Annotated in this window: 19 protein-coding genes; 10 read left to right on the top strand and 9 right to left on the bottom strand. The window is 67.5% G+C overall.

All coding sequences use genetic code 11. The features are described 5' to 3' along the window. Positions 1-237 precede the first annotated feature (237 nt). Both ACAG24_RS05875 and ACAG24_RS05870 read left to right on the top strand, forming a co-directional pair. A complete protein-coding gene (locus ACAG24_RS05875; protein ID WP_370471705.1) occupies positions 238-1,302 on the top strand; it encodes a M23 family metallopeptidase in 1,065 nt (354 codons plus the stop codon). Then, the gene (locus tag ACAG24_RS05870; protein ID WP_370471704.1) at positions 1,303-1,917 is read left to right on the top strand and encodes a hypothetical protein; all 615 of its coding nucleotides are present in this window, start codon (positions 1,303-1,305) and stop codon (positions 1,915-1,917) included. Position 1,918: 1 nt separating this feature from the next. Here ACAG24_RS05870 and pcrA read toward each other — a convergent pair whose 3' ends face one another. Beyond that, a complete protein-coding gene (gene pcrA, locus ACAG24_RS05865; protein ID WP_370471703.1) occupies positions 1,919-4,273 on the bottom strand; it encodes a DNA helicase PcrA in 2,355 nt (784 codons plus the stop codon). A 123-nt stretch (positions 4,274-4,396) separates the two neighbouring features. Then, positions 4,397-5,869: a hypothetical protein gene (locus ACAG24_RS05860; protein WP_370471702.1), complete on the bottom strand. Its 1,473-nt coding sequence runs from the start codon at positions 5,867-5,869 to the stop codon at positions 4,397-4,399. A 1,007-nt stretch (positions 5,870-6,876) separates the two neighbouring features. Here ACAG24_RS05860 and ACAG24_RS05855 point away from each other — a divergent pair. Next, positions 6,877-7,170: a chorismate mutase gene (locus ACAG24_RS05855; RefSeq protein ID WP_370471701.1), complete on the top strand. Its 294-nt coding sequence runs from the start codon at positions 6,877-6,879 to the stop codon at positions 7,168-7,170. Between the two features lie 3 nt (positions 7,171-7,173). On the opposite strand, the gene ACAG24_RS05850 is transcribed toward ACAG24_RS05855, so the two are convergent. Continuing rightward, on the bottom strand, positions 7,174-9,189 hold the full coding sequence (locus ACAG24_RS05850; protein WP_370471700.1) for an acyltransferase family protein: 2,016 nt from the start codon (positions 9,187-9,189) through the stop codon (positions 7,174-7,176). Positions 9,190-9,272: 83 nt separating this feature from the next. Continuing rightward, positions 9,273-10,730 carry an NAD-dependent succinate-semialdehyde dehydrogenase gene (locus tag ACAG24_RS05845; protein WP_370471699.1) on the bottom strand — a complete coding sequence of 486 codons (1,458 nt, stop codon included), beginning with the start codon at positions 10,728-10,730 and terminating at the stop codon, positions 9,273-9,275. A 49-nt stretch (positions 10,731-10,779) separates the two neighbouring features. On the opposite strand from ACAG24_RS05845, the gene pgi reads away from it, so the two are divergent. Continuing rightward, positions 10,780-12,429, top strand: a complete 1,650-nt coding sequence (gene pgi, locus ACAG24_RS05840) for a glucose-6-phosphate isomerase (protein ID WP_370471698.1) — start codon at positions 10,780-10,782, stop codon at positions 12,427-12,429. A gap of 49 nt (positions 12,430-12,478) precedes the next feature. On the opposite strand, the gene ACAG24_RS05835 is transcribed toward pgi, so the two are convergent. From ACAG24_RS05835 to ACAG24_RS05810, 5 genes are all read right to left on the bottom strand, one after another. Then, positions 12,479-13,006, bottom strand: coding sequence for a hypothetical protein (locus ACAG24_RS05835; protein ID WP_370471697.1), 528 nt, complete (start codon positions 13,004-13,006; stop codon positions 12,479-12,481). Further along, complete coding sequence (locus ACAG24_RS05830) at positions 12,999-13,280, bottom strand: helix-turn-helix transcriptional regulator (protein WP_370471696.1); 282 nt, start codon at positions 13,278-13,280, stop codon at positions 12,999-13,001. Before ACAG24_RS05830 ends, ACAG24_RS05835 begins: the two co-directional genes overlap by 8 nt. Positions 13,281-13,424: 144 nt before the next feature. Continuing rightward, positions 13,425-14,174, bottom strand: a complete 750-nt coding sequence (locus tag ACAG24_RS05825) for an SDR family oxidoreductase (protein ID WP_370471695.1) — start codon at positions 14,172-14,174, stop codon at positions 13,425-13,427. Between the two features lie 45 nt (positions 14,175-14,219). Continuing rightward, on the bottom strand, positions 14,220-15,083 hold the full coding sequence (locus ACAG24_RS29555; protein ID WP_445206167.1) for an Fpg/Nei family DNA glycosylase: 864 nt from the start codon (positions 15,081-15,083) through the stop codon (positions 14,220-14,222). A gap of 5 nt (positions 15,084-15,088) precedes the next feature. Further along, positions 15,089-15,472 (bottom strand): phage holin family protein, encoded by a 384-nt coding sequence (locus ACAG24_RS05810; protein ID WP_370471694.1) that lies wholly within the window; start codon positions 15,470-15,472, stop codon positions 15,089-15,091. A 126-nt stretch (positions 15,473-15,598) separates the two neighbouring features. Here ACAG24_RS05810 and ACAG24_RS05805 point away from each other — a divergent pair, with 126 nt between their 5' ends. From ACAG24_RS05805 to ACAG24_RS05780, 6 genes are all read left to right on the top strand, one after another. Then, on the top strand, positions 15,599-16,501 hold the full coding sequence (locus ACAG24_RS05805; protein ID WP_370471693.1) for an AurF N-oxygenase family protein: 903 nt from the start codon (positions 15,599-15,601) through the stop codon (positions 16,499-16,501). Continuing rightward, on the top strand, positions 16,498-17,232 hold the full coding sequence (locus tag ACAG24_RS05800) for a DUF4873 domain-containing protein (protein ID WP_370471692.1): 735 nt from the start codon (positions 16,498-16,500) through the stop codon (positions 17,230-17,232). The genes ACAG24_RS05805 and ACAG24_RS05800 overlap by 4 nt, the downstream gene beginning before the upstream one ends. A gap of 66 nt (positions 17,233-17,298) precedes the next feature. Continuing rightward, positions 17,299-18,174 (top strand): LLM class flavin-dependent oxidoreductase, encoded by an 876-nt coding sequence (locus tag ACAG24_RS05795; RefSeq protein ID WP_370471691.1) that lies wholly within the window; start codon positions 17,299-17,301, stop codon positions 18,172-18,174. Positions 18,175-18,676: 502 nt separating this feature from the next. Then, on the top strand, positions 18,677-19,831 hold the full coding sequence (locus ACAG24_RS05790; RefSeq protein ID WP_370471690.1) for a polyprenyl synthetase family protein: 1,155 nt from the start codon (positions 18,677-18,679) through the stop codon (positions 19,829-19,831). Further along, on the top strand, positions 19,831-21,342 hold the full coding sequence (gene crtI / locus ACAG24_RS05785) for a phytoene desaturase family protein (RefSeq protein WP_370471689.1): 1,512 nt from the start codon (positions 19,831-19,833) through the stop codon (positions 21,340-21,342). The genes ACAG24_RS05790 and crtI overlap by 1 nt, the downstream gene beginning before the upstream one ends. A gap of 11 nt (positions 21,343-21,353) precedes the next feature. Beyond that, positions 21,354-22,298: a phytoene/squalene synthase family protein gene (locus ACAG24_RS05780; protein WP_370471688.1), complete on the top strand. Its 945-nt coding sequence runs from the start codon at positions 21,354-21,356 to the stop codon at positions 22,296-22,298. Position 22,299 lies beyond the last annotated feature (1 nt).

Raw genomic sequence — 22,299 nt, 5'->3', positions numbered from 1 at the left:
GCGGCTAGAGGTACGGCCCGATGGGCTCCGGGTGACTGTATCGACACGAGTGCAAACCGTTGCCATCGCATCCCGATCATGTGGTCGATCTCACCGCGGGCCGAGTCGTGATTCAAGTCACATTTGCGAGTGGAATAACCTCTCGGGTTGCCACCAGGATTGGATTTTGGTTAACGTCCTGTGGTCTAGATAACGGACTGGTCACGACGACTCCCCGGACATTAAGGACGTTTCAGGTTGCCTCAGCATCGTTTGCCTCGTTCCCGCGAGGCCGTAGCGGCGCCTGGCCTCCCAGGAATCACCGAAGTCACCGACATCATCCCGTTCGACGAGTTCGGTGAACTTGCAACGTCCGGCGATCTAGAGTTCCTGTCCCACGCGGCTTTTGACCGCGACACCGAAGTCATCCATGCGCCCGAGCTCGACGATCTCCACGACACCGACGATCTGACGCCGCTGCGTCTCGTCGTTCCGACCGAGTTCCGTGCTGAGCCGAGCGCCGAGCGCCGTTCATCCGCTCGCGCCTATCGCGACAGCCACACCGACGTCAGCGACGGCACAGCAAAGACAGACATCATCGATATGCGTAGCCGGAAAGGCGCGCATCGCAAGCCTGAAGTGCCGGTCAGGGGTCGCCTGGTCGTCGCGGCGATGGCGGTCGGAGCAACCGCCGCGGGCGCGTACACAATGACCAACAACACGTCGAAGGCGCCCGCCGAGACCGTGCTCGCTTCCGACCAGACGACGCTCGGCGACGGCACCGTCGTCACCGGCTCGGTCGACGGCATGCAGATCGTTTCGGTGGCCCCGGCCGCCAATTCCACGGTTCACGCCGAGGAGATCACGAAGGCCGCCGCGTTCGCGCAGGAGCGCGCCGAGCGCGAAGCCCGGCTGACGAAGCCGCAGTTCGTGATGCCGACCACGGGCGTGTGGACCTCGGGCTTCGGATTCCGGTGGGGCGTGCTGCACGCGGGCATCGACATCGCCAACGCCATCGGTACACCGATCCTCGCGGCTGCAGACGGCGTCGTCATCGCCGCCGGATCCGAGGGCGGCTACGGCAACCTCGTGAAACTCCGGCACGCCGACGGCACGGTGACGCTCTACGGTCACAACAGCTCGATCATGGTCTCGGTCGGCGAGCGTGTCATGGCAGGCGACCAGATCGCGAAGATGGGCAACACCGGCAATTCGACCGGGCCGCACTGCCACTTCGAGGTGCACCTCAACGGCACCGACCGCGTCGACCCTGTCGGCTGGCTGGCCAAGCGGGGGCTGTCCCCCGGCGGCTACGTTGGCTGAGTGGCCAGCGACCCACCTCCTGAACTCGTCCCGCCGGTAGATCCGGAAGAGGAAGACACCAGTACGCGCATTCTGCGGCGTGCCCCCTCGCACACCGGATCCAATCCCGCCGTCGCCTCTGCCGATCCACCGACAAGCATCCTGCGCCGCCATCCCACCGGCGCCCAGCCTGTCGTCTCCGAACCCGATACCCAGTTCTTCCCGCGCGCCAAACCCATCGCGGTCGGACCGACGCGCAGCCCGCGGGCCGATCCGCGGTCGGCGATCGCGACCGCGGTGCTGAGCATCCTGTCCGGTTGGGCCAGCGGCGTGATCGCCACGGACCTGATCACCGGGTGGTGGGCCACCGACCCTCTCTTCTGCGTCGCCGTCGGATTCCTCGCCGCGGTCTCGGCTGCGGCCTCCATCAGCGGCGTGATCGCCCTGCTCCTGCGGCGCCGAACCGCGCGACTGCTGATCGCGGTCGGGGCTGTCATCGCGCTGCTCATCTTCGCGAGCCTGTTCGTTGCAGGCGCGAAGCTCCCCCCGCCGGTCTATGCGTTGCCGCTGCTGCCGCTGACGTCCGTCGTCCTCGCGGCCTTGCCCGCGACGGCGCGGTGGAGCCGCACGGACTGATTCAGAGCTTGCTGATGGGCGCGTGGTTGTGCATCAGCTTCACCCGGCCCGCGCTGCCGAAGTCGATCAGCGACATCGCGGACTCACCGGCGCCCGACACCTCCTCGACCCTGCCGAGACCGTACTTGTCATGGGTGACCCGATCGCCGGGCTCCAGCACGATCAGTGCGCGCTTCGCCGTTGCCGGCCGCGACGGGGACGGACGCGGCGTGCCGTACCGGCCCGCGTTGCCCACCGGAGCCGAGTACGACGATGGCGGGGCCTCGGTGCGGCGCCAGTTGATGAGCTCCTGCGGAATCTCGCGCAGGAACCGGGATTCGGGATTCAGCATCGGCTGGCCCCACGACGAGCGGACCTTGGCGCGGCTCAGGTACAGGCGCTGGCGGGCGCGGGTGATACCCACATAGGCCAGGCGCCGTTCCTCGGACAGTTCCAGCGGGTCACCGAGAGCGCGCATGTGCGGAAACATGCCGTCCTCCCATCCGGTCACGAAGACCAGGGGGAACTCCAGCCCCTTGGCGGTGTGCAGCGTCATCATCGTCACCACGCCCGAGCCGTGCTCGGGGATGTCGTCGGCGTCGGCGACCAGGGACACCCGCTCCAGGAACGCCGCGAGCACACCGGTGTCGGGAACGTCCTCGTCCTGCAGATCGGTGTCGTCTTCAGCGAGGGCCTTGGCGTTCGCCAGGTCGGTGCTGAATTCGTGTGCGACGCTGACCAACTCGTTGAGGTTGTCGAGCCGGGCGAGGTCCTGGGGATCGTTGGACGCCTCGAGTTCGGCGCGGTAGCCGGTGCGGTCGAGAACGGTCTCGACGAGATCGCCCAGTTCACCGTCGAGGCCGCCGCGGAGTTCGTCGAGGAGGGCGACGAACCCGGCGATCTGTTTCTCCGAGCGCGTGTTGAGCATCGGCACCTTGCCCTCGGCGGCCGCGGCCAACGCGTCGTTGAAATTGGAGCCGGTGTTCTCCGCGTACACGGCCACACATGCCTCGGCGCGGTCACCGATACCGCGGCGCGGGGTGTTGAGGATGCGCCGCATGCTCACCGAGTCGCCGGGGTTGTCCAGGACGCGCAGGTAGGCGACGATGTCGCGGATCTCCTTGCGCTCGTAGAAGCGCACTCCCCCGACGACTTTGTACGGGATGCCGGCACGGATGAAGACTTCCTCGATGGCGCGCGACGAGTTGTTGGTGCGATAGAAGACCGCCACGTCGTTGTAGGAGAAGTCGGCGATCGAGTCCGACAGCGCGTCGATCTCCTGCGCGATGAAGCGCGCCTCGTCATGCTCGTTGTCGGCGACGTACCCGACGATGAGCTCGCCTTCGCCGGCGTCGGTCCACAGCCGCTTCTCCCGGCGGCCGGCATTGCGGGCGATCACCGAGTTCGCGGCGTTCAGGATATTCTGCGTGGACCGGTAATTCTGTTCGAGCAGAATCGTTGTGGCGTTGGGGAAGTCGCGTTCGAAGTCCTCGATGTTGCGGATTGTCGCGCCGCGGAAGGCGTAGATCGACTGGTCCGCATCGCCGACCACGCACAACTCGGCGGGTGCGAGACCGTCGACTGTCTCGGTCCCCACCAGCTCGCGCACCAGCACGTACTGGGCGTGGTTGGTGTCCTGGTATTCGTCGACCAGGATGTGCCGGAACCGACGCCGGTAGTACTGGGCGATCTGTGGAAATGCCTGCAGCACAGCCACTGTCTCGCCGATGAGGTCGTCGAAGTCGAGCGCGTTCGCGGCACGCAGCCTGCGCTGGTACTCGCCGTAGACGTCGGCGATGATGCGCGCGAGGTCGTCTTCGGCCTCGGACGCCTCGGCAGCGGCCTGTTCCGGTCCGATCAGCTCGTTCTTCAGGTTCGAGATGCCGTTGGCCAGCAGGCGGGGTGAATGCCGCTTGGTGTCCAGGCCCATGTCCTTGCCGATCATCATCAGCAGCCGCCGCGAATCGTCGGCGTCGTAGATCGAGAAGTTCGAGTTCAGGCCGGGCAGCAGCGAGGCCTGGTTGCGCAGGATCCGCACGCACGTCGAGTGGAAGGTGGAGACCCACATGTTGCGCGCCCGGGGACCGACGAGGCCGACGACCCGCTCGCGCATCTCCGCGGCGGCCTTGTTGGTGAACGTGATCGCCAGCACCTGGCCGACACCGACATCCCGGGATGCCAGCAGGTAAGCAATCCGGCGGGTCAGTACCGCCGTCTTCCCCGAGCCCGCGCCGGCCACGATGAGCAGCGGCGAGCCTTCGTGCAGCACCGCCTGGCGCTGCTGCGGGTTGAGTCCTTCGAGGAGGTCGTCGCCGGACATCGGCCTGGCGTCCTCGTTGAGGACGTTCGCGTCGTTCAAGGTCACCTGCACACTCATGTCGCACCCAAACTTACCGCTGCCGGCAGACAGATTCTCCCCACCGCGATGCACACGGGCCGGGTCACGACGAAACCTCCGGGGAAGGGGTTTCGCCCTTCGCCCGGAGGCGTCGTTCAGCCCTTACCCGTCGGATTCGGAGGCGTCGGACCGGTTCGTCGTCCCGTCCTCGCCATCCTCTCCGGCCTGCCCGCCGATGCCGCCGGAGCCGCCGATGCCGCCGAGGCCCGCAGTCGCGTCCCCCTTACCGCCGGGCAGGTTCGGCAGGGTGGCGTCGCCGCCGTCGCCGCCGTCACCGCCGTTGCCGAGGACGATCCCGCCACGGCCGCCGTTCCCGCCGGTGCCCCCGACGGCGTCGCCGCCCGAATCGGAGAGACCGCCGGTGTTCACCCGGCCGTCGCCCGCGTCGCCGCCCTGCCCGCCGGTGCCGAGGGTGCCCACATTTCCGCCGGCGCCACCGTCGCCGCCGTACGCGTCTCCCTCGACGGACTCCCCGTTGCCGCCCTGACCGCCTGCGCCGCCGTTGCCGGTCGACGCGGTTCCGCCGTCACCGCCCTGACCGCCTGCCGCGTCGCCGTCCAGGCTGTTCGCGTCGCCGCCTCTGCCGCTGTCACCGCCGTCGCCGAGGATGGTCGAGCCGCCGTCACCGCCCCGGCCGCCGATCGCCTCGGTGCCTTCGAGCAGACCCGTAGCCTGACCGCCATCGCCGCCGGTGCCGCCGTCGCCGCCGGCCGAGTTGCCGCCGTCACCGCCCCAGCCGCCGTCGGCGTTCCCGCCCAGCGAGATGGCTTCGCCACCCGCGCCGCCGTCGCCACCCCGGCTGTTGCTGGAGTCACCGCCGTAGCCTCCGTCGCCGCCGATGGCATTGCCGTTGTCGGAGGTGGCGTTTCCGCCGGCGCCGCCGGTTCCGCCGGTTCCGCCGAACAGTCCGCCGCGGCCGCCGTCGCCTCCCCAGCCGGCTTCGGCGTCGTTGTTCTCGGCGACGTCGGAATCGAGCGTGTTGTCGTCGTCACCGCCGCGACCCCCGTTACCGCCGTTGCCGAAGAGGCTGCCGCGGCCTCCGTTGCCGCCGTCGGTGGCTGCCAGCTTGTCGCCGGCGGCGGGGCGGTATTGGGCATCGAGTCCGTCGCCTCCGTCACCGCCATCACCGAAGAAAAGCCCGGCATTGCCGCCGTCGTAGCCGTAGAGCCCGTCGCCACCGTTGCCCCAGAGCAGCCCGCCGTTGCCGCCGCGGCACGCGTTGCCCTCGCAATCCTCCGCGGCGTCGAGGCCGTCGCCGATCAGCCACCCGCCGGGTCCGATCATCGGGCGCAGCGCCGGGTTGGCGGAGATCAGCGCGAGCGGCGCCGCACCGCCGGAACCGACGAACGTGGCACAGCCGTCGCCTGCGCCCGCGCCCGCAAGGCACTCCGGCGGCAGCGTCGAGTCCGTCGAGGCCAGTCGCACATCCATCCGCACCGTGGACGGGGACTCGGCGTCAGGAGTGACGGCCAGGGCGACCCCGGCCCCGACCATCGCCGTTCCGAACACCCCCGCTGTCAGGTAGCGAAGCGCTGAACCCGGTGCTGTCGTTTGCGTACTGCGATGCCTCGCCATGAATGACTCCCCCTCCGGAGTTTGTTCGCCCCGTGCCGGCGACTGCTGTGAGACCCAGAATTTCCTGGGCAAGCGCAATCTATGGTTGCGTCCAGCAACGTGTCAAGAACCGTCGTCAATATGGCTGCAGCTTGTCCGAAATGCGTGTGAACGCGCCTTCACCGAGTAAAAGGCATTGGACGCATGAAGGCCCGCACCAATCGTCAGGCCGCCAAAGTTGTTCTGCCAGTAGCTTTTTCGGACATCAAACACCGGCAACCGCTGGCGCGCGCCATCGGGATCCGCAACTCCGGACAGTGGCGTGACCCCACGCCGCACCCGAGCGGAAGTCACGCTCACAGCAAACACGAATGGGTGGCGGCGCCTTTACGACGTCACCGGGCCCGCATCAGCACGTGACCGCGCTCAGCAATCTGAAATGCCATCGACCTCGCGTTCACCGATCGGCATCGGCGCCGATCCCCCGTCCGTGCGCTTCCGACTCGCGCCTCGTAGCCACTGTATATCCACCCCCGCGTCAATACCCGGTGGTTGCGACAGGATTTTCCCGCTGTTCTCGCATTTGGAACGCACAGCGGGACATACAACCGCCCGGCCGTCCTCGACCGGCGACTGCCCGGCACGGGGTTGCGGAAGGCGCGGATCCCCGAGCGCCTCCGCACCCGACGGGATCGGCTGCGCGCTCAGCGCGCCGCGCGCTCCGGCAAATCCACGCCCCCGGTCGGGGACATCCGCCGGCTCCGGGCGTTGTTGCCGGCCGGGCCGGAGTCTTTGCGCAGCGCTGGTCAGTGATGGCACACTCGCTACGTGCTCATTGCGCATCCCGGCCTTCTGCTCTTCGCCCGAGGGGCTCATCGCCGATTTTTCTACGGGTACCGGCCAGCGGTGCCCGTGGTGTAGCTGCTTCCCAGAGCCCCGCGGTCCGCTTCGGCGATCCGGGGCTCGTCTCTTGTGTGAGGCCCGAGATCCGGAAAAGGCCTCCGACACAACGAGAACGGAGAACGAACATGACGCACACGGAAACCACGAAGCACACAGAAGCCACGGGGTCATCGACGATGCCTGATATCGACGAACTCCGTCAGGAGATCGACCGGCTCGACGCCGCCATCCTCGAAGCCATCCAGCGCCGCACCGAGGTGTCGCAGATGATCGGCAAGGCCCGCATGGCCTCCGGTGGCACCCGCCTGGTGCACAGCCGCGAGATGAAGGTCATCGAGCGCTACAGCGTCCTGGGCGAAGAGGGCAAGAACCTCGCGATGCTGCTGCTGCGTCTCGGCCGCGGCCGCCTCGGCCACTAGCCTCTATTCGGGTTTGAGGGCCTCGACCAGCCACGGCGTCAGCCATTCGACCGCCTCAGGTGTCGGGTGTACGCCGTCGCTGCGGACCCTGATGCCGTCGACCCTCGTCTGGTAGTAGCCGTTCGGGCTCAGCTTCTTGTTCAGGTCCAGCACCGAGGCGTTCGGCCGCTCCTCGACGACGCTGCGCAGCAGGGCGTTCCAGGTCTCGACGCGCTTAGGCTGATCCTCCGGGTAGAGACTGCCGTCCGGCTTCTCCGCACGCCGGTTGTACGGCTCGGTCGTGACGACGATCCGGGCACCCGTCGAGCCGAGGATGTCCAGCGCGCGGTTGAGCTCGCCGCGCAGGTACGCGTCGTAGCCGGGCTCCCCGATGTGCGTCCACTGGCCTTCGCTCATCCGGTCGACGACCTCCCAGCGACCGACGATCAGCAGCGCCACGTCGGGCTTCTCGTGGCCGATCCGCTGCGCCCACCGCGCCGGCCACGCATCGCATTCGGGCTTCTGCTGCAACTCCTGGCCCACGTACTCATAGGGCCCGCCACGCGCGATTCCGCATCCGATCGTGGTGAAGTCCGCGAAGTCCATCCCGGGGGTGTCGGGCAGGTAGCGCATCATCGTCCACGCGATCGAGTCGCCGAACACCGCGACGCGCAGGTCGCCTGGGGCGCGCGGACGTGGCGCCTGCGTCACCGCGACCGGGACCTCGGGCCCGACCAGAGCTGCGGTGTCGACCAGTGGACCGGGCTCCGGCCTCTCGGGGAGGACCCTGACCGGCAGCACGGTCATCGTCACGACGGCGGCAGTCGCGGCCGTCGCTCCCGCGAGCGGCAGCATCGGCACGAAGGCGGGCCGCCACTCGCGGATCGGCTGCTCGATGAGCCACCACGACACCGCGGCGACCGCGACCGTCGCCGCGCACCGCAGTGCGAACAACTGCCACCCGTCCGTGCCTGTGCGCTCCCCGTTGAGCACGAGGAAGATCGGCCAGTGCCACAGGTACACGCCGTAGGAGATCGCGCCGAGTCCGACGAGCGGCCCGACGGAGAGCAGCCGGGCGACGGGACCGTCCTGCGCGAGAGCCACCGGAGCGATGACGAGGATCGCGGCGAGTGCGACCACGATGAGTAGGCCGCTGCGGAATTCCTCGGCGCTGCCGGTCGCGATGCGGGCCGCCATGAACAGCACCAGCAGACCGACCACGGGAAGCGCCCAGGCGAGCCAGCGCGTCCACCGCCCACGGAAGATCACCAGGCCGGCGGTCAAGCCCCGCCAGTCACGGACCACCAGGGCTGCCGCGGCCGCGCCGACGAGAAGCGCCTGCACGCGGGTGTCGGTGCCGAAGTAGACGCGGTTGAGGTTGCCGGGTGAGCTGAGCAGAAACGTTGCGGTTGCCGACGCGGCGACGCCTGCGGTGGCGAGGCAGAACACCGCGACACGCACCGCGCGTCGGGACAGCGTGACGCCGCGACGGTAGGCAATCGCGGCCATCCCCCCGACGACGGCGGCGATCGCCACCGGCCAGAGCACGTAGTACTGCTCCTCCACAGCCAGCGACCAGGTGTGCTGCAGCGGGGACGGAGGAGCGCCCTGAGCGAAATAGTCGGTGTCGTTGGCGACGAACATCCAGTTGGACATCCAGAAGAACGTGGCGACGGCGTCGTCGCGCAGCGTCGCCGTCGACTCCTCGGAGAACAGTTCGCGCAGCGCGACCACAGCCAGGACCATCACGAGCAGCGCGGGCAGCAGCCTGCGTGCGCGGCGGATCCAGAACCCCTTCAGACCGATCCGACCGGTGCGCCCGATCTCGTCGAGCAGCAGCGAGGTGATCAGGAAGCCGCTGAGCACGAAGAAGACGTCGACGCCGAGGAAGCCGCCCGACAGTCCGGGGACGCCGCCGTGGTCGGCCAGCACCAGCGCGACCGCGATGGCTCTGACGCCGTCGAGGGCCGGGATCGACTGTCCCGGACCGACATAACGGCGCGGCCCGACCCGGGTTGGCGCCGCACTCACGGCAGTCACAGTCGAGCGCCCTCCCTACCTGTCCGAGCAAGGAAGTCTATGGGCGGGCCCGCTCCCGATCGGGAAGGCGCGCGCGGCGTCGACTACTTGGTGAAAGCGACGTACTTCGTGTCGAGGTACTCCTCGATACCTTCGGTGCCGCCTTCGCGTCCGAAGCCGGACTCCTTGATTCCGCCGAACGGCGCTGCGGCGTCGGAGATGACTCCGCGGTTGACACCGACCATCCCCGACTCGATGCCCTCGGCCACCCGTAGCGCACGATCCAGTGATTGCGTGTAGACGTAGGCGGCCAGCCCGTAGACGGTGTCGTTGGCGGCCGCGATGCCCTCTTCTTCCGTCTCGAAGCCGGCGATGGGCGCCACGGGTCCGAAGACCTCCTCCTTGAGGATGCGTGCGTCGGCAGGGACGTCGGTGAGCACGGTGGCGGGATAGAAGTTGCCGGGACCGCCAGGAGCGACGCCGCCGACGGCGACGGTCGCACCGCGCGAGACGGCGTCGGAGACCAACTCCGTCACGGTGGCCACCTGCTTGGCGTTGATCAACGGACCCAGCGTCGACTTCTCGTCCAGGCCCTTGCCGAGCGTGAACTCACTCATCCGCTTGACGAACTTGTCGGTGAACTCCTCGCGCACCGCGTTGGCGACGTGGAAGCGGTTGGCGGCGGTGCACGCTTCGCCGCCGTTGCGCATCTTCGCGAGCACGGCGCCTTCCACCGCGGCGTCGACGTCCGCGTCGTCGAACACCACGAACGGGGCGTTGCCGCCGAGCTCCATCGAGGTGCGCAGCAGCTTGTCCGCCGACTGCTTCACCAGCGCCTTGCCGACGCCTGTCGATCCGGTGAAGGTCAGCTTCCGCAGCCTGCCGTCGTCGATCAGAGCCTCCGTGACCGCGCCGGGATTGCTGGTCGGCAGCACCGACAGCACGCCCTTGGGCAGGCCCGCCTCGTCCATCAGCTTGGCCAGCAGAAGCATCGTCAGCGGCGTCTCCTGTGCGGGCTTGACGATCATCGTGCAGCCTGCCGCGAAGGCGGGGCCCATCTTGCGGGTGCCCATGGCGAGCGGGAAGTTCCACGGTGTGATCGCATAGCAGGGGCCGACGGCCTGTTTGGTGACGAGGATCCGGCCGGTGCCCGCGGGGCTCGGCGTGAAGCGGCCGTCGATGCGGACGGCCTCTTCGGCGAACCAGCGGAAGAACTCGGCGCCGTACGTGACCTCGCCCTTGCTCTCGGCGACCACCTTGCCCATCTCGAGCGTCATCAGCGCGGCGATGTCGTCGGCGCGCGCGGTGATCGTCTCGAACACCGACCGCAGGATCTCACCGCGCTTGCGCGGCGCGGTTCCTGCCCATTCGGCCTGCACGGCACACGCCGCCTCGAGGGCCGCGCGGGCGTCATCGGCGGTGGCATCGGCGACAGCGACGAGTACCTCGTCGTCGCTGGGGTCCAGCACATCGAACGTCGACGATCCTCGGCGTTCCTCACCGCCGATCCACAGGCCGGTAGGGACCGACGCGAGCAGTGCAGAGACAGCGGAAGCATCCATACTCCAAGTCTTCCACCCCTGTCTATCTGGCCGCACTAGTGTTTCTGACATGGGAACCGACATCACCGCTACGCCCGCCTGGCAGGCACTGTCCCGGCACCATGACGAGTTCGGCGCCACGGATCTGCGCACACTTTTCGCCGAGGATCCGGCCCGCGGAACCGAGTTGGCGTTGACGGTCGGCGACCTCTACATCGACTACAGCAAGCACCGGGTGACACGCGAGACGCTGGCGCTGCTGCTCGATCTGGCGCGTACCGCGGACGTGCCCGCGCGGCGCGATGCGATGTTCTCCGGTGAGCACATCAACACGTCCGAGGACCGCGCCGTGCTCCATACGGCGCTGAGGCTTCCGCGGGATGCGGAGCTCACCGTCGACGGCCAGGACGTCGTCGCCGACGTACACGACGTTCTGGACCGGATGGGCGATTTCACCGACCGGTTGCGCAGCGGTGAGTGGCGCGGCGCGTCGGGCGAACGCATCACGACGGTGGTGAACATCGGCATCGGCGGCTCGGATCTCGGGCCGGTGATGGTGGACCAGGCGCTCCGCCACTACGCCGACGCGGGCATCTCGGCACGGTTCGTCTCGAATGTCGACCCCGCGGACCTGGTGGCAAAGCTCGACGGACTCGACCCTGCGACAACACTTTTCATCGTCGCGTCGAAGACGTTCTCGACCCTGGAGACGTTGACCAACGCGACGGCGGCGCGGCGCTGGCTCACCGATGCGCTCGGCGACGCGGCGGTGTCGAAGCACTTTGTCGCGGTGTCGACGAACGCCAAGCTCGTCGACGAGTTCGGCATCAACACCGACAACATGTTCGGCTTCTGGGACTGGGTCGGCGGCCGCTACTCGGTGGATTCGGCGATCGGGCTGTCGGTGATGGCAGTGATCGGCAGGGAACGCTTCGCCGAGTTCCTCGCCGGGTTCCACCTCGTCGACGAGCACTTCCGCACCGCCCCCCTGGAGGCGAACGCGCCTGTGCTTCTTGGCCTGATCGGGCTCTGGTACAACAACTTCTTCGGCGCGGAAACCCGTGCGGTGCTTCCCTATTCGAATGACCTGGCGCGGTTTGCGGCCTACCTTCAGCAGCTGACGATGGAATCGAACGGCAAGTCGGTGCAGGCCGACGGCACGCCCGTCACCGGCAGCACCGGTGAGATCTTCTGGGGCGAACCGGGCACCAATGGTCAGCACGCCTTCTACCAACTGCTACACCAGGGCACCCGCCTGATCCCCGCGGACTTCATCGGGTTCAGCGAGCCGACCGACGACCTGCCCACCGCCGACGGCACCGGCAGCATGCACGACCTGCTGATGAGCAACTACTTCGCGCAGACGCAGGTGCTGGCTTTCGGCAAGACCGCCGAGGAGATCTCCGCGGAGGGAACACCCTCAGATGTGGTGCCGCACAAAGTGATGCCGGGTAACCGACCGTCGACGTCGATCCTCGCGACAAAGCTGACACCCTCGGTGGTGGGCCAGCTCGTCGCGCTCTATGAACATCAGGTATTCGTCGAGGGCGTCATCTGGGGCATCGACTCGTTCGACCAGTGGGGTGTGGAGCTCGGCAAGACTCAGGCCAAGGCGCTGCTGCCGGTGATCACGTCCGACGAGTCGCCGGCCGAGCAGTCGGACTCGTCGACGGATGCCCTCGTGCGGCACTACCGAGCGGAGCGAGGTCGCACCGCGTGATTTCGGCGTGCTTTTCGTCGCTGAGCGGCGAAAAGCACGCCGAAATCGCTCACGCTTCGGGGTCGGGACGGGTCCAGCCGAGGATCATGGCCGGTGTGCAACCGCCGATCAGTAGCACCGTCAGCGCCATCAGCCCGCCGGCATAGGCCATATCGGTGTCGGTACCACCGGTGAACACCGCACCGAAGATCAGGTACAGGATCGGCAGCATCATCAGGTTCTGCGTGACGGTCAGACCGATCGAGCGGGCGCTGTTGCGCTGCGCGAGTTCGTATTCGTCGAGCGTGGCGTTCGGCGCGTCGCCTTGGCGTCCGGACACGATCTGCAGCACGGTCCACAGCGGGAAGAAGATCAGGCAGGCCGGTAGCCACAGCAGCGGCGCCCAGCTGATGCCGAACGCGCACACCACACTCACCGCGAACATGAGGGCGAACGTCGACGCCAGCCCGGCGACCAGGATGCGGCGCCGGTGTTGCGTACGCCAGCCGGGCAGCCAATTTGCGTATGTCTGTTCGTGTTTGAGGAACCGGCCGGCACGATAGGTCTGATAGCGGTCGATCAGGGTGGCCTCAGGCATGAGCTTTTCCTCCTTGCTTTCGGTAGAGCTCCGTCGACAACGGCGCGAAGGGCTCGCGGGAGAACACCGCCTCGACGGGCAGGTCGAAGACGTCGCAGATGCGGAATGCGAGATCGAGGCTTGGGTAGTGGTCGCCCCGTTCGAGCGCCCCGACAGTCTGCGGGTTGACGTCGATCAACTCAGCGAGCTGCGCCCTGGTCAGTCGCCGCTCGGCGCGCAGTACGCCGATGCGGTTGTGGATGGGGAATGTTTCCCCGCGCCGTACCGGACTCACCTAACCAATCGTTAGGAAAACCCAACAGTTTGTCAAGGTTGGCGATCGGCGGTCGCAAGCGTGAGCAGCGCGAGCGTGCGCAAAGTTTCAGGATTCCGCGGCGTTTCGCCCGCAGACACGCACGCTCGCGGTGAAGAGGGGCTGCTACGCGAAGTACTTGGTGAAACGCGGCGGCAGCAGCTTCATGACCTCGACCAGCGGCCACCACGGCCAGCCGGGGACCACCGCGCGCCCCTTCTCTTTTTCGATGGCATCGACCATGGCCTTGACGCCGGTCTCGTTGTCGACCATGAGCATCGTCGAGTTGGACTTCGCCGTCATCTCGGACTCGATGTAGCCGGGCTCCAGCACGGTGATCTTGATCGGCCCCGACGGATACTCGGCGCGCAGCGATTGGCCGAGTGACGTCACGCCGGCCTTGCTCGCCGAGTATGCCGCCTTGAAGCCGGGCACGCCGACGTTGCCGAGTACCGACGAGACCAGCACCAGATGCCCTGCGCCCGCGGCCTTGAACATCTCCAGCGCCGTCTCGGTCTGCACAAGGGCCGCAACGAGATTGGTCTCGATGGTGGCTTTGTTCGCCCACAGCTTTCCCCCGCCGAGCGGGTAGCCCTTGCCGATGCCGGCATTGACGATGACGCAGTCGATACCGCCGAGTTCGTCGCTGAGCTCGTTGAAGACCTTCGGCACCTGCTCGTGGTCGTTGACGTCGAGTGCGGCGACGGCGACTTTGATGTTCGGGTAGCGCGCAACCAGTTCGGTCTTCAGCTCGTCGAGGTTGTCGAGCCTGCGTGCACACAGGGCGAGGTCTCGTCCCTTGGCGGCGAACTGGCGGGCCATCCCGGCGCCGAGGCCGGAGCTCGCGCCGGTGATCAGGATCTTCTGCCGAGTCATGCCGGAAGGATAACCGAGTTAGACAAGTCCTGTTAATCGCCGCAGTTACTTCAAAAGGCGCGACATCCGCCGGTCGGCGAGCACTTTGCCGCCGGTCTGGCACGTCGCGCAGTACTGGAACGATTTGTCGGCGAATGACACCTCGCGCACGGTGTCCCCACATACCGGGCACGGCAGCCCGGTGCGCGCGTGCACGCGCAGCCCCGACCGCTTCTCCCCCTTGAGGGTCGCGGCCTGCTGGCCGACGGACCGCTTCACCGCGTCGGTGAGCACGGTGATCATCGCGTCGTGCAGCGCCGCGAGCTGAGCCTCGGTGAGTTTGTTGGCGGTCGCGAACGGGGAGAGCCTCGCGACGTGCAGGATCTCGTCGCTGTAGGCGTTGCCGATACCGGCGACCACCTTCTGGTCGGTGATCACGGTCTTGATCCGTCCGCCCTGCGTCTTCAGCACATCGGCCAACGCGTCGATGCCCAGGGACAGGGCGTCGGGACCCAGCGCGGCGATCTGTGGAACGGCCATCGGGTCCGTGACGAGCCACACCGCCAGCCGCTTCTGGGTGCCGGCCTCGGTGAGGTCGAAACCGGGCGCGTCACCGGGGGTGCCCAGATGGACGCGCAGTGCGATGGGCCCCTTGCCCGGTTTCAGGGGCATGGCTGCCAGCTTGTCCGACCATCGCAGCCAGCCTGCCCGCGACAGGTGGGTGATCAGGTGCAGGTCGCCTGCCTGCAGTCCGAGGTATTTGCCCCACCGGTTGGCTCCGGTGACCTCGTGCCCGGCGAAGGCCGTCACCGGCGGGTCGAAGGTCTTGAGCACCGACAGCGCCGAGACGTCGACGCGGCCGACGGTCAGTCCGACGGCGTGGCGACGCAGATGATCGGCGAGCGCTTCGACCTCGGGAAGTTCAGGCATACCACTCAGTCTGCCTGCACGATGAGCGAAAGCAGCCAGCTCACCACCGACAACACGATGGCCGCCCAGATGGCCGTCCACCAGAAGTCGTCGATGAACAGGCCCCAGTGGGTGGTGTGCTCGGTGATCCACGACGTGAGCACGAGCATGAACGCGTTGATGACGATGTGGAAAAGGCCCAGCGTGAGGATGTAGAGCGGTATCGAGATGATCTGCAGGATCGGCTTGATGATCGCGTTGACCACCCCGAATATCACGGCGACGACGAAGATGATGCCGATCCGTGCCGCCGTCGAGTCGCCGCCGACGAATTCGATGCCTGGCACCAGCAGGGTGACCACCCAGAGCGCGAGCCCGGTCAGGCCGGCGCGCAGCAGAAACGATCCCATGCCGCTCATGATCCACCCCGCACGTCACAAGTTGGCATTACCGCAAGTATCCGATACCGGAGGTATTGACAGCCCGCCAAGAACCTCCCTACCGTCGAGGGACACCCGGTCGGCGGAAGGACCCTGATGACGGCTCCTGCGAAGTCACAAGCGACAACGCGTCAAGCTTTCGCCGAGCGTCTCCTCAAGGGTTCGGTCAGGAAGTCCTACGCCCCCGTCGTCGACATCGACTGGAACGCGCCACTGGACCCGGACAAGTTCTTCTTGCCCCCGAAGACCGTGTCGCTGTACGGCACGCCGCTGTGGGAGACGATGACGAGGGAACAACAGATCGAATTGTCCCGGCAGGAGCTGGCCAACACGCTGTCGGCGGGGATCTGGTTCGAGAACATCCTCAACCAGGCACTGCTGCGCAAGATCATGCATCAGGATCCCACCGCACGGGCGACGCACTACGAGCTGACCGAGCTCGGTGACGAGACCCGGCACATGGTGATGTTCGGTAAAGCCATCGATCGTATCGGCGCAAAACCGGTGCGGCCCAGGCGTTATCAACGAGTCGTCATCAATGCGCTGCCATTCGCGTTCCAAGGATCGATGCTGTGGATGGCGGCGCTGATCGGCGAAGAGATCTTCGATTCGCTGCAGCGCCAGATGATGGACGACCCCGAGCTGCAGCCGATGGTGCAGCGGCTGATGCGCATTCACGTCACCGAGGAAGCGCGTCACATCCAGTTCGCGCGCGACGGCCTGCGCAAGCGTGCACCGCACCTGCGGCGCGTCCCGAAGTTCGTCCTGGCCAATATCAACGGTGTCGGCGGCCTGTTCTTCCGACACCTGTTCACCAATCGCGTTCAGTACGCCCGAGTCGGGCTCGACGCCGCCGAGGCTCGCCGGATCGCGCGTGCCAGCGCCCACCGGCGCGAGGTCCAGGTGAGCGGGTTCGCCCCGCTGGCGGCGTTCCTCGACGAGGTCGGCCTGCTGGGGCCGGTGGCGCGGCGGCTGTGGAAGCGCGGCGGGTTTCTGTGACCTCGGGGGCCGTCGACGCGGTGGCCTATATCGACGCCGAGGCGACGCGGGACGCGGAGTTCGACGAGGCCAGCCACACATGGACGGTGGGCGGACACCAGGCACGGGTCGTCATCGCGACCGACGGGTCGCTGCCACCGGTGGGCCGGACGGACGGTCCGCGGCCCTATCTCGGCGTCGCCGTGCACGGCGTACCGAACTGGTTCCTGGTCACCGGACCCGACGTGGCGGCGCAGAAGAGCTATATCGCGAAGTGTCTGGACCATATGGGTCGCTCGGACGCCACCCGCATCGAGGTGCGGGCCGGCACGCAGCGTCTTTACGACGACCGTTCGCGTGGGCAGACCCGCCGCGGCGGCCACTACTGGCGCAAGGTCGGCAGACGGATTCCGTCGGCGTTCGAGGTGCGTTCCCCGGGCTTCGACGAGGGCCCCGACGGCACGGTCTTCGACGGTGCGGCGACAGTCGTCGTGGGCGATCGCATACACGATGTGCAGGTGCGCCTGACGGGTCAGATCCATCCGATCGACGGCCACTACCACTGGCAGGGAACAGTTTTGGCCACCGATATCGACGTGCGGCTCCCGCAGGAGGTGACAGTTGTGGTCGGCGAGCGCTCCGCGCGCGGGCGGCTGACCGAACGCACCCCGTGGTCGACGTTCTCGGTGGTCGGCCTCGGTGCGCCGCCTTTTGCGCTGGAGCCCGTCGTGGTGGACGTCCCGCTTCTCTGAGGCCAAACGGTCACCGGCATATTAGAACGTGTTCTAGTATTCGGTCACCGACGAGCAGGAGACGACGTGCGATTCACCTACGCGGAAGCCATGACCGACCCCAAGAATTACATTCCGTTGGCCAAGGCCGCCGACGAGGCCGGGTACCACGGGATGACGATCGCCGACAGCGTCGCCTATCCGGAGGTGTCGGACTCGAAGTATCCGTACACCGAGGACGGCAACCGCGAGTTTCTCGACGGCAAGCCGTTCATCGAGACCTTCGCGCTGATCGGCGCCCTGTCCGCCGTGACCACCAGGCTGAAGTTCAACATCTTCGTGCTCAAACTGCCGATCCGCCCACCCGCGCTGGTCGCCAAGCAGGCCGGCTCTCTGGCCGCGCTGTTCGACAACCGCATCAACCTCGGCGTCGGCACCAGCCCGTGGCCGGAGGACTACGACATCATGGGCGTGCCGTTCGCCAAACGCGGAAAGCGGATGGACGAGTGCATCGACGTCGTCCGAGGCCTCACCTCCGGCGAGTACTTCGAGTACCACGGCGAGTTCTACGACTTCCCCACCTTCAAGATGACGCCCGCACCCACCAAGCCGATCCCGATCCTGATCGGCGGTCACGCGGACGCCGCGTTGCGGCGCGCCGCCCGCAACGACGGCTGGATGCACGGCGGCGGGGATCCCGAAGAACTCGACCCGCTGCTCAAGAAGTTGCAGCAGTACCGGGAGTCCGAGGAGCGCATCGGCCTGGCCGACGAATTCCAGATCCATGTCATCTCGATCGACGGATTCACCCTCGACGGCGTCAAGCGCCTGGAGGACAAAGGCGTCACCGACGTCATCGTCGGCTTCCGCATCCCCTACATCATGGGCCAGGACACCGAACCGCTCGACGATAAGATCCGCAACCTGGAGTGGTTCGCCGAGAACGTCATCGCGAAGGTCTGACGGCGGCGAAGGCGCCAATCCCCCTCCTGCAGAGGGATATTCCTCGCCTTGTCAGGAATTCGACAACGGCCGAACGCGCGGCCCCCAACAGTGGGCCGCGGGGGCGGCTGCCCGGCCCTGCCGAAGTGCACCCACTCCGCGGCGCCGTCCCGGACGGCCGAGTACGACCGGCGAAGAGGCGCACACCGCCAATTGTCATAGACATGTAATAAGCGACCCGCGGGTTGTCGGACCGAGCCGCGCGACCGCGTCCCGCAAGCAGCTCCGCCAAGCCGATGCTGACCGGGAATATCTGAATTGTCCTGCAGGACAGGGCTGTTGGCGCATGGTCGAGATGTTCGACACGCCGGCATGAGCGCCCGGGCAACGCCCGCATCGCCCCCGCCGGTTACGCCGCGTCGCTCGCTCGACCCGGCTACCCGGCGTCGCGACAGGCAAACGAGGCCCATAAACAGTGTCGGGAAGGCATACACGCATTAGAAATGGGTAATGGCTCGATTCGATGACCACCGGCGCCAGGCTCACCAGGGACCGGGGCGATATGCCCGCGGGTAGGAACGGCACGACGACGCGGACCCAGGCGCTCGGACTGGCGGACGGACTGGACGGGCCCTGGCAGGCGTCGGTTCGCGAGGCGGTGCTGGCCGCGGTCGCCGAGTTCCTCGACTCCCGTTGCACACAGGCGCTTCCCGGCAGCCGCGTCGACATCGCCGAGGATGTGCTGCGCACACTGCTTGCCGACGGAAAGTGTCTACGCTCGACGTTCCTCTATCTGGGCTGGTTGGCGGGCGCGCACGCCGAATCTGCCGCGATCAGGGCGGCGGCAAGCCTGGAGTTCCTCAACGCGTTCGCGTTGATGCAGGACGACGTGATGGACGGGTCCCCGATGCGCCGGGGAAGAGCCAGCGCCCACCGCGCGTTCGAAGACTGGCACCACCGTCGCAGGCTGCCGGGGTCCTCGGCACGGTTCGGTGAATCGGCGGCCATCCTGCTCGGCGACCTGTGCCTGGTGTGGGCCGAGCAGATGCTGCGCGAGAGCGGGCTGGCCGAGGACGCCCTGGCCCGCGCATGGCCACGCTACGACGCCATGCGCACCGAACTGGCGGTCGGGCAGTTCGCCGACCTGGTCAACGACACATCGGTGTTCCCGTCGCTCGACGACGTCCTCGACGTAGCTCGGCGCAAGTCCGGCAACTACACCGTGCGTCGACCGCTGGAGATCGGCGCGGCGCTGTCGGGCTGCGACGAGCGGACGCTGAGCGCCCTGGGCGATTACGGTGTCGCGGTCGGCGAGGCATTCCAGCTGCGGGACGACCTGCTCGGCGTCTTCGGCCGGCCCGAGACGACCGGGAAACCGGCAGGATCCGACCTGGCCGCGCGGAAGGCGACTACGGTTGTGGTAGCCGCATACCAGTTGGGCAGCAGCGCACATCGACGTCAGCTCGAACGCCTGATGACCAGCACGGATCTCCGTGACGACGACATCACACGTTGGCAGTGCCTGATCGCAGAGATCGGGACAGTGGAATGGATGGAACAGTTGATCGACCGACGCCTCGCGTGGGCCCTGCACCGCCTCGACAGCGCATCGCTGGACGACGACGTCCGATCGGCACTGGCCTCGATGGCCGCGGCGTGCACCGAGCGGGTGGCCTGATGCGCACCGTCACCGGCGCGACCGACCGGGTGGTCGTCGTCGGCGCCGGGCTGGCGGGTCTGTCCGCGGCACTGCACCTCGCCGGGCGTGGACGTCAGGTCACCGTCGTGGAGCGCGGCGCACACCCCGGAGGCAGGGTCGGCCGGGCCGACGTCTCCGGATATCGCCTCGACACCGGGCCGACCGTGCTGACGATGCCCGACATCATCGACGAGACGTTCGCCGCGGTCGGCGAATCGACGGCGTCGCGGCTCGACCTGCAACCGGTGCTGCCCGCCTACCGCGCCTCGTTCGCCGACGGCAGCAGCCTCGACGTGCACAGCGACGCCGAGGCCATGACCGCGGAGATCGCACGCTTCGCCGGCCCGAAGGAGGCGCAGGGCTACACCGAACTGCGCCGGTGGCTGACGCGACTGTACGAGCTCGAGTTCGACGGGTTCATCAACGCGAACTTCGACTCCCCGCTGTCGCTGCTCACCCCGCAGCTCGCCAAGCTGGCCGCGATCGGTGGCTTCCGCAGCTGGGAACCGATGGTGCGGCGCTTCCTCTCCGACGAGCGCCTGTTGCGGGTGTTCACGTTCCAGGCGCTCTACGTCGGGGTGCCCCCCAAGCGCGCACTGGCCGCGTACGCGGTGATCGCCTACATGGACACGGTATCGGGTGTGTACTTCCCCCGCGGCGGAATGCGGGCGCTACCCGACGCCATGGCCGCCGCAGCGGCCGATGCGGGCGTCGAATTCCACTACAACGCACCGGTTTCCACGCTCGAACGGTCGGGTTCGCGGGTCACCGCGGTCCGCACCATCAACGGTGAGCGCTTCCCCGCCGACACTGTCATCCTGACGACCGAGCTGCCCGACACCTACCGGCTGCTCGGCCGCACCCCCCGCCGGTTGCTGAAGCTGCGCCCCGCCCCGTCAGCCGTCGTCGCGCACGTCGGATGCCGCGCGGCAGCGGCCGAGTCCGATCCGTCGCACCACACGATCCTGTTCGGGGATGCGTGGGACCGGACCTTCGACGAGATCATCGATCAGGGCCGACCGATGGTCGACCCGTCGCTGCTGGTGACCAGGCCGACGCTGGGCGACCCCACGCTCGCACCGGACGGGAGGGAACTGTTGTACGTTCTTGCGCCGGCGCCGAACACCGATGTGGGGCACAAGGACTGGGATGCAGACCGCGACGACTACACCGGCCACATGCTCGAAGCCGTCACCGCACGTCTGCCACACCTCGGCCAGGACGCCGAACTCCTTCACGTCGTGACACCCCAGGATTGGGCCCGGCAGGGCATGGCCGCCGGCACGCCGTTCGCGCTGGCACACACGTTCGGGCAGACTGGCCCCTTCCGGCCCGGGAACACCGTGCGCGGAATCGACAACGCGGTGCTCGCCGGATCCTCGACGGTGCCCGGAGTCGGTATCCCCACCGCCATCGTTTCGGGACGCCTCGCCGCGGACCGCGTCACCGGGACCTCGACCCGGACACAGTCACAGGTAATGTCGCGATGATCGGAGCAACGATGATCAGCTCGGAGCTGGACGCCGCGGGCGTCCACGATGTTGCGCTCAGGGAGTCCTACCAGAAGTGCCGCGCGATCAACGCACAGCACGGCCGAACGTTCTTCCTGGCGACTCGCCTGCTGTCGCCCGAACAGCGGCCCGCCGTGCACGCCCTGTACGGCTTCGCGCGGCGTGCCGACGACGTCCTCGACCAATTCGATTCGCGCACAACGGCAGAACGCGCCGACGAATTGCAGAGGTTGTCGACGGCGCTGTTCACCAGAATGGTCGAGAACCAGCCGAGCGGAGACGATCCGACACTGGACGCCGTCGTGCACACCGCCCGCAAGTACGACCTCGACTGGCAGCTCTTCGACGACTTCCTGGCATCCATGCGGATGGACCTGACGGTCACCGACTACCAGGACCGAGCGGCGCTGGATCGCTACATGTACGGCTCGGCCGAAGTGATCGGGCTGCAGATGCTCCCGATCCTCGGCACCGTCGTCCCCCGCGAGGAGGCAGCGCCCCATGCCGCCGCGCTCGGAAAAGCCTTCCAGCTCACCAACTTTCTGCGCGACATGGATGAAGACCTGACGCGCGGCCGGGTGTATCTGCCTGCCGACGAACTCGCCGCACACGGCGTCGACCGCGACGTGCTGACCTGGTGCCAGCAGAACAGGCGCACCGACCAGCGGCTGCGGGCGGCGCTGGTCGAACAGCTCGCGCTCACCCGCACCATCTACCGCAGTGCCGAACGCGGAATCGCGTTGCTGGCACCGAAGTCCCGGCCGTGCATCAGCGCGGCGCTGACGTTGTACTCCGGAATCCTGGAGCGCATCGAGGACATCGACTACGCCGTGTTCGCCCAGCGAGCCACGGTGTCGACGGCGCGCCGCCTCCGGGTGGCCTCGGCGGGTCTCGCCAAAGCTCTCCTCGCGCGGGCCCGCCGCCGGGGGGTGTAGA

This window comes from Mycobacterium bulgaricum, assembly GCF_041287165.2.
Lineage (GTDB): Bacteria > Actinomycetota > Actinomycetes > Mycobacteriales > Mycobacteriaceae > Mycobacterium > Mycobacterium bulgaricum.
The sequence above is the reverse complement of the archived record's forward strand: the minus strand, read 5'-3'. Positions and strand labels throughout refer to the sequence as shown.